This window comes from Cribrihabitans neustonicus, assembly GCF_048820895.1.
Taxonomy (GTDB): Bacteria; Pseudomonadota; Alphaproteobacteria; order Rhodobacterales; family Rhodobacteraceae; genus Cribrihabitans_A; species Cribrihabitans_A neustonicus.
Genome location: NZ_JBMERQ010000025.1, coordinates 1 through 9,002, shown reverse-complemented (window position 1 = coordinate 9,002; position 9,002 = coordinate 1). Strand labels below are relative to the sequence as shown.

Annotated in this window: 7 protein-coding genes and 1 pseudogene; 6 read left to right on the top strand and 2 right to left on the bottom strand. The window is 65.5% G+C overall.

Annotation, left to right across the window (positions count from 1 at the left end; translation table 11 throughout):
• Positions 1 to 165, bottom strand: a pseudogene (locus ACOHWE_RS19835) (IS3 family transposase); the annotation flags it as partial.
• Between the two features lie 657 nt (positions 166 to 822).
• The gene (locus ACOHWE_RS19830; RefSeq protein WP_420668470.1) at positions 823 to 1,179 is read right to left on the bottom strand and encodes a RidA family protein; all 357 of its coding nucleotides are present in this window, start codon (positions 1,177 to 1,179) and stop codon (positions 823 to 825) included.
• 98 nt (positions 1,180 to 1,277) lie between these two features.
• Here ACOHWE_RS19830 and ACOHWE_RS19825 point away from each other — a divergent pair, with 98 nt between their 5' ends.
• From ACOHWE_RS19825 to ACOHWE_RS19800, 6 genes are all read left to right on the top strand, one after another.
• Positions 1,278 to 2,162, top strand: a complete 885-nt coding sequence (locus tag ACOHWE_RS19825; protein WP_420668469.1) for a LysR family transcriptional regulator — start codon at positions 1,278 to 1,280, stop codon at positions 2,160 to 2,162.
• Positions 2,163 to 2,283: 121 nt separating this feature from the next.
• Entirely contained in the window at positions 2,284 to 3,744 is a 1,461-nt protein-coding gene (locus ACOHWE_RS19820; protein WP_420668471.1) for an aldehyde dehydrogenase family protein, read from the top strand.
• On the top strand, positions 3,741 to 4,748 hold the full coding sequence (locus ACOHWE_RS19815) for a membrane dipeptidase (RefSeq protein ID WP_420668468.1): 1,008 nt from the start codon (positions 3,741 to 3,743) through the stop codon (positions 4,746 to 4,748). The genes ACOHWE_RS19820 and ACOHWE_RS19815 overlap by 4 nt, the downstream gene beginning before the upstream one ends.
• A 48-nt stretch (positions 4,749 to 4,796) precedes the next feature.
• Positions 4,797 to 6,356, top strand: coding sequence for a BCCT family transporter (locus ACOHWE_RS19810; RefSeq protein ID WP_420668467.1), 1,560 nt, complete (start codon positions 4,797 to 4,799; stop codon positions 6,354 to 6,356).
• A gap of 71 nt (positions 6,357 to 6,427) precedes the next feature.
• Positions 6,428 to 8,128 (top strand): hypothetical protein, encoded by a 1,701-nt coding sequence (locus tag ACOHWE_RS19805; protein ID WP_420668466.1) that lies wholly within the window; start codon positions 6,428 to 6,430, stop codon positions 8,126 to 8,128.
• Positions 8,128 to 8,772 (top strand): DUF3726 domain-containing protein, encoded by a 645-nt coding sequence (locus ACOHWE_RS19800; RefSeq protein ID WP_420668465.1) that lies wholly within the window; start codon positions 8,128 to 8,130, stop codon positions 8,770 to 8,772. The genes ACOHWE_RS19805 and ACOHWE_RS19800 overlap by 1 nt, the downstream gene beginning before the upstream one ends.
• Positions 8,773 to 9,002 lie beyond the last annotated feature (230 nt).

Here is a 9,002-nt window from a genome sequence, read left to right as displayed (position 1 = left end):
GTCGGTTCCCATCCCGCCATACTGTTTGCGCCAGCGGTAATAGGTCTGCTCGGTGATGCGCACTTCGCGGATCGCATCCACCCGCGCCATCCCTCGCCCGACAAGCACCTCAACCTGCCGCAGCTTCGTGACAATTTCTTCGGGTTTGTGCCGCTTCGTTCCCATTCTGATCCTCCGTTTTCCTAAACATAACGGCGGACCACTTCACTGGGGGAGGATCACGGGCGGCAGTCTCTGGCAAGAGGGTGGCGGACGGCTTTGTGCCGACCGCACTCTCCCCAACCTAGAGGATGTTGCTGGTACACCCGCCATCTGTGAGTCCATTATTGTGCTTTGGTAGGCTCAAGCGGCGCTGGTGCAAGGTGGCGAGAACTGGGAAGCCTTGCCTCGTGCGCACAACACATCAAGTCGTGGTTAGACGCCTTAACTGAAAGTTCTCGGCCAGAGGAAATCCTGATGACCGGCATGCATCGCATACCCGGCGTAGTCTGCACACTTGGCGTAGCCTGCACGGCGGGCATACGGGGCCAACGGAGCCTTCACTCAACCCGACTTCACATTGTTTATGATGAGCCGAAGACCTGCTGCATAGCCGCGACGGGTTCGCATGCAGGTCGGGCGGAGAGCCGCCATTCGCTGCGCGAGCGGTGAACGACGACTTAGCGCGTATAGCGGATGCCACGATTGCGACCGGACGCATTCAGATGCGGGCCTTTCTCGGCAAACGCCAGGCATAAGGACCGGAACGGGCAATCGCTCCCGGTCGTATCCCTGCTCGGGCGGCGGCCATGCATCGAGATGTAGCGCCCGCCCGGTATTCGGTTACCGCTCCGCGGCGACGGCAAGCACCTCGATGCGGTAGTGCGGCTGCGCCATGCGAGCCTCGACGCAGACCCGCGTCGGCGGCGTGATGGAAGAGACCCATTCGTCCCAGACCGCGTTCATGCCGGCGTAATCGGCCATGTCCGAGAGCCAGATCTGCACCGAGATCAGATCTTCGCGTCCGGAACCCGCCTCCGCGAGAAGCGCATCGACCTTGGCAAAGACATCGCGCGACTGGGCTTCGATGCCGCCGTCCTTGAGTTGCGACACCTGCCCGGCGAGATGCACCTGGCCGTTGTGAATCGCGATTGCCGAAAAGCGGGGCGAGCCGCCGATTTTCCTTAGAGTGCCGGTCATGGGTCGCTCCTTGTGTCTGCTGTTCGCGGGTCTTGTAGACAGGTCTCCCCGATTCAGGCAAAATTCATTACCTGAATTCTACTTCAGGAGATTTGAAATTGGCCATCAAGATAGAGATGCTGCGCTGTTTCTGTGCAGTCGTGCAGCAGGGCAGTCTGAACGAGGCCGCCAACCAGCTTGGCCGCACCCCTTCGGCCGTCTCCATGATGCTCAAGCAGTTCGAGGAGCATGTCGGCGCCGCTCTGTTCGAGACGGCGCGGAAGTCGCGCCTGACGCCCTTGGGCGGGATGATTTACGGCGAAGCCCGGCGCGAGATCGAGCATTTCGGCCGCACGGTCGCGGCGATTGAAGGGCTGGCTCGCGCCGAGGAGGGCCAGGTGCGGCTGGCCGTCACGCCGTCCGTCGCGGCGGCGATATTGCCCGCGGTGATCCGGCACTTCCGCTGCGGCCATCCGAAGGTGCGCATCGACATGCGCGACATGGACAGCGCCTCGGTGCAGCGCGAACTCGAGGCCGAGCGCGCCGATATCGGCATTGCCAGCATCGCGGCGGGGACAGGCTTCGAGCGCAAGCTGCTGTTCTCGGACACTTTCGGGGTTGTCTGCGCAGCGGACGATTCGCTTGCCTCGCGGGGCAAAGCGGTGGGCTGGAGCGATCTCGCCGGACGCGATTTCATCGCTAACGGGCTGTGCCGGCTGATCGAGGACCCGGGTTTCGCCGCAATCCGTGACGGTACGCTGATGTCTGTGCCCAACACTGCCTCGCTTTTGGCGCTGGTGCGTGGCGGCGTTGGGCTAACGCTGTTGCCCCGCAGGGCCGTACCGCGGGATGACGCTGGGCTCGCCTTCCTTCCGCTCGCCGAAAGCGAGGCGCGGCGGCATCTCTATCTTGTGTCGCAGCCGCGCCGCCTGCTGCTGCCGGCGGCACGCGCCTTTCTGCGAGTGCTCGAAACCGAGACGGCGGATCTGCGGGACACGGCTTGACTTCAGATCAGCTGAAGAAAATTCAATTTAATCGAGTTTGATTGAAACCATTCGCTCAGGCCTACTGTCTCCAGCCACGTCCGGGGCACCCGGTCCAGACAGGAGACAGCACATGAACGCCATGACCGACCTCAACCGCAACTACATCGCAGGGGCTTGGGTCGCCGGCGTCGGCGAGATCGAGAACCGCAACCCGTCGGACCTGTCTGAGGTGGTCGGCCGCTATGCACAGGCCAGCAGCGCGCAGCTCGACGAGGCTCTGGCGGCGGCGAAGCGGGCACAGGCGGTCTGGGCGAGCTATGGCCCTGAGCGGCGCCACGACGTGCTGATGGCCATCGGCACCGAGATGATGTCGCGCGCGGCCGAACTGGGCGAACTCCTGTCGCGAGAGGAGGGCAAGCCGCTGGCTGAAGGCAAGGGCGAGGTCTACCGTGCCGGCCAGTTCTTCACATATTACGCCGCTGAGTGCCTGCGCCAGATCGGCGATACCGCCGACAGCGTGCGCGCCGGTGTTGAAATCGACGTGCGGCGCGAGCCGGTGGGCGTCGTCGCCGTGATCAGCCCGTGGAACTTCCCCACCGCGACCGCCAGCTGGAAGATCGCCCCGGCGCTGGCCTTTGGCAACGCGGTGATCTGGAAGCCCGCCAATGTCACCCCGGCCTCGGCTGTGGCGCTGACCGGGATCATCGCCCGCCAGGACATTCCCGAAGGACTGTTCAACCTGGTCATGGGCGCGGGCAGCGAGATCGGCCAGAAGCTGGTCGAAAGCCCCGAACTGGACGCGATTTCCTTCACCGGCTCGGTGCCGGTCGGACGCGGCATCGCCCGCGCGGCGGTTGGGAACTTCACCAAGATCCAGATGGAGATGGGCTCGAAGAACGCGCTGGCGGTGATGGATGACGCTGATCTCGACCTCGCGGTCAGCCTTGCGCTTGGCGGCGCTTTTGGCGGTTCGGGGCAGAAATGCACCGCCTCGTCGCGGCTGGTGGTGCACGAGGCCGTGCACGACGAATTCGTCGAGAAGCTGATCGCGGGCGCGAAGGCCCTGAAGGTCGGCCACGCGCTGGAGGAAGGCACGCAGATCGGCCCGGTGGTGAGCGAGGCGCAGCTGGCGGCCAACCTCGACTATATCGAGCTGGGCAAATCCGAAGGCGCAACGCTGGCCTGCGGCGGTGAACGCCTCAAGCTTGCGACTGAGGGCTACTACATGTCGCCCGCCGTCTTCACCGGCACCACCAACGACATGCGGATCAACCGCGAGGAAATGTTCGCCCCGATCGCCTGCGTCATCAAGGTCGGCTCCTACGCCGAGGCGCTGGAGGTGGTGAACGACACCGAGTTTGGTCTGACCTCGGGCATCGTCACCCGATCGATTGCACGGGCCACCCATTTCCGCCGCAACGCCCGCACCGGCTGCGTCATGGTCAACCTGCCGACCGCCGGAACCGACTACCACGTTCCCTTTGGCGGGCGGGGGAACTCCTCCTACGGACCGCGTGAGCAGGGCGCCTATGCGGCCGAATTCTACACCACGGTCAAGACCGCCTACATCGCGGCCGGCACGCCGGAGGATCTGAAGTGAGCCACCGGATCGATTGCCTGCAATATGCCAACTGGTCGGAAAAGATCTTCCGCCAGATGCGCGAAGGCGGCGTGGACGCGGTCCACGTCACCATCGCCTATCATGAAAACTTCCGTGAAACCGTGCTCAACATCGAGGCCTGGAACCGCCGCTTCGAGGAATTCCCCGAGCTGATCTTTCAGGGCCGCACCGGCGACGACGTGCGCCGCGCCAAGGCCGAGGGGCGCACCGCGATCTTCTTCGGTTTCCAGAACCCCAGCCCGATCGAGGACGATATCGGCTTGGTCGAGATCGTCCACACGCTCGGCGCGCGCTTCATGCAGCTGAGCTACAACAACCAGTCGCTGCTGGCGACCGGCTGCTACGAGGCCGAGGATCCGGGACTCACCCGGATGGGGCGCGAGGTGATCGAGGAGATGAACCGCGTCGGCCTGGTTGTCGACATGAGCCATTCCGCCGAGCGCTCGACGCTGGAGGCTGTCGAACTTTCGGCGCGCCCCATCGCCATCACCCACGCCAATCCGGCCTCGTGGGCACCGGCGCTGCGCAACAAGAGCGATACGGTCATCCGGGCGTTGGCCGAGACCGGCGGCATGCTCGGCTTCTCGCTGTATCCGCATCACCTCAAGGACAAGTCGGCCTGCACGCTGGAGAGCTTTTGCGAGATGATCGCGCGCACCGCGGACGTGGCGGGCACCCAGAGCCTCGGGATCGGCTCGGACCTGTGCCAGGACCACCCCGACAGCGTGGTCGACTGGATGCGCATGGGCCGCTGGACCAAGCGTGTCGATTACGGCGAGGGCTCGGCCGCCGCGCCCGGTTTCCCCGGCATGCCAACCTGGTTCGAGGATAACCGGGACTTCCCCAACATAGAGGCGGGGCTGCGGGCCGTGGGCTTCGACGCGGCGGAGGTGGCCGCGATCATGGGCGAGAACTGGCTGCGCTTTTTTGACGAAAGCTTCGGCGCCGCTGGGGAGGCGGGGCTGAGGGCCGTGGCCGAGTAGCGCCACCCGAACACAACAGACCTGCGAAATTCCTTCAGGGAGGATGGAATGACGGACCAGACCCAGACCCCGGCCGCGGCGGCGACGCCCGGCTCCGGCCACATCAACAGGCCGCTTTTCGCGATCACCGGCGGCTTCATTGCCATCTTCTGCCTGATCGCGCTTTTCGACCTCGCGCTTCTGTCGTCGTTGGTAGACGCGAGCTTTGCCTTCTCGGCCAAGTATTTCGGCTTCTACTGGCAGCTGCTGCTGCTGGCGACCTTCCTGATCGGTCTTGTCCTGATCGTGCTGCCCGGCGGGCGGGCGATCATGGGCGGTCTCGCGCGGCCCGAGTTCTCGGTGTTCCAGTGGGGCTCGATGATCATGTGCACGCTGCTGGCCGGCGGCGGGGTGTTCTGGGCCGCGGGCGAGCCGATGGCGCATTTTCTCTTCCCGCCGCCGTACTTCGGCACCGAGGCAGGCACGGCGGAGACCGTGGCCCCGGCACTGGCGCAGAGCTTCATGCATTGGGGCTTTCTGGCCTGGGCGATCCTCGGCGCGCTCTCGACCGTGATGCTGATGCATTACCACTATGAAAAGGGGCTGCCGCTGGCACCGCGCACGCTGCTCTACCCGCTGTTCGGTGACCGAGCGATCCGCGGACCGATCGGGCTTGCCGCCGACGCCTCCTGCATCATCGCGGTGGTCGCGGGGACCGTCGGCCCGATCGGCTTCCTCGGTCTTCAAGTCAGCTACGGGCTGAACGCCCTGTTCGGCATCACCGACAGCTTTGCGACACAGGCGGCGGTGATCGCCGGACTGGTCGCGCTCTACACCCTGTCCGCGGTCTCCGGCCTGACCCGCGGCATCCAGCTTCTGAGCAAGATCAACGTGATCCTTGCAGGCGGGCTGCTGTTGTTCATGCTGGTCTTCGGGCCGACCGCCTTCATCTTCAAGAGCTACTTTGCCGGCTTTGCCGACTACATCGGCAATTTCTTCGGCATGGCGCTGCACCGCGGCGATGCCGGGCTGTTCGGCGAGCCGGGCTGGCTGGGCTGGTGGACGGTGTTCTTCTGGGGCTGGTTCATGGGCTACGGACCGCTGATGGCGATGTTCATCGCCCGGATCTCGCGCGGCCGCTCGATCCGGTCCATCGTGATCATGCTGTCGCTGGCGGCCCCCGTCATCACCACCTTCTGGTTCACCATCATCGGCGGCTCGGGCATCGCCTTCGAGCTTGCCCAGCCCGGCTCCGTCTCGACCGCCTTCGAGGGGTTCAACCTGCCCGCCGCGCTGCTGGCGATCACCCAGCAGCTGCCGATGGGCTTCGCTGTTTCGCTGCTGTTCCTGGTGCTGACGACGATCTTCGTGGCCACCACGGGCGACTCGATGACCTACGTGATTTCGGTTGCCATGTCGGATCAGGACCGCTCCTCGCTGCCGGTGCGGGTGTTCTGGGGCATCGGCATGGGCTTGATGGCCATCATCCTGATCTCGCTCGGCGCGGGCGGTGTCGGCAAGCTGCAGAGCTTCATCGTCGTGACCGCCGTTCCGGTGTCCCTGGTGCTGCTGCCCTCTCTCTGGGACGCGGTCAGAATCACCCTCGCCAAGGGTCGCGAACGCGGCTGATCCGGCCGCCGGGCTGCCCGCGGCGGGCAGCCCGCACCGATACGTGGTAACATGCGAAGAGGAGGCGCATGATGAAACTTGACCAGCTGAGCCCAGATCGCGTCGCGCTGCGCCGCCCGGAGACGGTGATGCGCCTGGCACGGATGGGGTCGTTCCACCAGTCGCGGCTGTCCTTCATGCGGGTGCTGCTGCGGCGTTTGAAATCCGAGAACTGGCGCTTTGAGCGCCGCGCCTTTGAGATCGACGCCAAGGGCGTGGGGCATGCGGTCTACACGATGCACGGACCAGAGCGCAGCTACAGCCTCGTGGCCTTTGCCCACGATCTCGCCCCCGAGCAGCGCTCGGACCGGGTCATCGCCACCGCTTGGGACGCGACCTTCACCCTGTTCGACGGGCTGCCCTCGGCGGCGGATATCGGGCGGCTGTCCCGCAACGTGCCCTTGCAGGAGGCCGGGCGTGTCACCGCGACCGAGCTGACCGTGTCGCGGGCCAATAGATCGGTGCGGCTGTTTGACCATGTGGTCGACTGCCTCAGCCGTGGCGAACAGCCCGACACCGCGCAGGTCGATGCCGTGGGCTACCTGATGCGCACCACCGCCGTCTACGGCTCGGGCAAGCTCGGCGCCGCCGACCGCGAAAGCATCTGCGAGCGGCCGGAGTTCGCGGCGCCGTTCCAGGCCGAGATGCTGACCGTGTTCCTGATCCGGGGTTTCGTGCTGGATCTCGTCGAACACCTCGCCGCCCTCAAGGGCGGCGGCCGTGCGGTAACGCTCGAACCCCGGCTGCGCCGCCGATTCGGGATCGGCAACTCCACCGGGCTCGGCATGGCGCCCTTCCTGCTCAACCACCCGATCCTTCTCAACAACTGGATCAAGGCGCGCGAGACCGCGCTGGCCCGAATCCGGGCGCTGCCCGCGATCTCGCCCGCCGAGGCGGATATGTTTCGGGTCATGCTGCGCCGGGGCCGCCGCAACATCGACGAATGGCATTCCGAGCACCCGATCCAGCGCGGCAAGATCGCAGAGTTGAAGAGCGATCTCGACCGGCTCAACGCGCATGTCGAAAGCGGGGCGCTGGAGGGGGCATCGCCTTGGGATCGTCTCTACCGCTGGTCCGAGACCGCCTTGAGTCTCGAGGGGCAGGAGCTTCTCGTGGCGCTGATGATGGAGCCCTACGGCGCGCTGGTCGATGATCTGCCGATGCGCATGAGCGCGGATGAAAGCGCGGGATTCCGGATTGATGGCGGCATGAGCGTGGCACGGCTGCGCGGCATCCTCGAGCGCGACTACGCCTGGGCGCTCGGGATCGATTGGAACAGCCCAGAAGCGCAGGCCCGCGCGTGGTACGTCTCGGCCGAGAAGCTCGAGCCGCGCCTCGGCGAGCGCCATCTGGAGCCGGTGGCGGCCTACGAGCAGCCCTTGGCGCCCGGCCGCGACGCGGCGCTGCTGTTCGAAGCGCTCAGGGGCGAAGCTGGCGACGCAAGGGTTGCGGACTTCCTGCTGCGCCACCCGGAGCACCGGCACATCCTGCGACGGGTGCAGATCGCGGCCCGTCATCCCTATGCCGAGATCCGCGACAACACCGTCGGCGCTGAGGTCCTGCCCATCGATCTCCTGCGCGCGAAGCTTTCCTTCTTCGGCGCCTGCCACTTCGACCCCCGCTCCGACCGCTGGGTGCGGATCAACATGTTCCGCAACGCGCCGTTCCCGCACGAGCTTGCCGAAATGGAGTTCGCGGGCTGGACCTATCCTGCCCTTCCGGAGGCGCTGTGATGATCTGTTCGCTCAACGAGATCGAGGCGCTCGCCCGCAAGGCGGCGCGCGGCGCCGGCATGAGCTGGGGGCTGGCCGAAGAGGCGGGCAAGGCGGCGCGCTGGCTCAGCGGAAACGGGTTTCCCGGCCCGAGGCTTCTCGCCGAACTGCTTCGCCAGAATGACGGCAAGCCCTATTCCGATCTTGCACCGCGACAGCTCGACGGGACCTGGCGCGCCCGGCGCGGCCCGCTCTGCCCGATCATAGCTGGGGCGCTGATCTGCGACCGTGCCGACGAGCTGAGGAACGGGGCCGAATTGCTCTTGGGCGAGGTAGCGGTGCCGCTCCTGCTGGTTCCCTTCGCATCCGACGCCTCCCGCTCCGCCGGAGTGACCTTGGCTCTGGAATGGCGGGGCATGTCAATCATTCTCGACGGCGGCACTCCGGGGATGTACGGCGAGGAAGCGGCACTGCTCGCGGCCGAGGCGGGGTCGGTCACGTTGACTTCGGCTGGTGAACGCGCGCTTGCGTCGGTTCGAACCAACCCGGATCGTCATGTCACCACCGAAACCTCACGGTTTCTCGAGCAATTCGCGCTCCGCACCTGCGCCCCTGCGACCGAGGCGAGCCGGGCCGGTGCAGGCGCCGGGCAAGAAGGCGACTAACGGCAGTGCATCTCCGATAACTGATTTCGCAGGCTCGGTAGACATCGCTGGATCGAGCGAAAATATGGGTATGCCTAAATGGCATCGAACGGCTTATTCTGTTGAAAAACTCGGGTTGTTTTGGGTGTTGAGTGTTGATTCACTTTCCGCGAGGCAAGCGGAGGTGCGTGGCAATGATGGGACCACGGCAGGAATCGCAGGGTGCGCTGTTCTACGAGTTCTCGATAGAG

What these genes read in the sequence shown, in the direction of transcription:
- ACOHWE_RS19830 (WP_420668470.1), bottom strand. Translation starts at nt 1,179, where the DNA reads ATGACCGGCACTCTAAGGAAAATCGGCGGCTCGCCCCGCTTTTCGGCA.
- ACOHWE_RS19805 (WP_420668466.1), top strand. Translation starts at nt 6,428, where the DNA reads ATGAAACTTGACCAGCTGAGCCCAGATCGCGTCGCGCTGCGCCGCCCG.
- ACOHWE_RS19810 (WP_420668467.1), top strand. Translation starts at nt 4,797, where the DNA reads ATGACGGACCAGACCCAGACCCCGGCCGCGGCGGCGACGCCCGGCTCC.
- ACOHWE_RS19800 (WP_420668465.1), top strand. Translation starts at nt 8,128, where the DNA reads ATGATCTGTTCGCTCAACGAGATCGAGGCGCTCGCCCGCAAGGCGGCG.
- ACOHWE_RS19820 (WP_420668471.1), top strand. Translation starts at nt 2,284, where the DNA reads ATGACCGACCTCAACCGCAACTACATCGCAGGGGCTTGGGTCGCCGGC.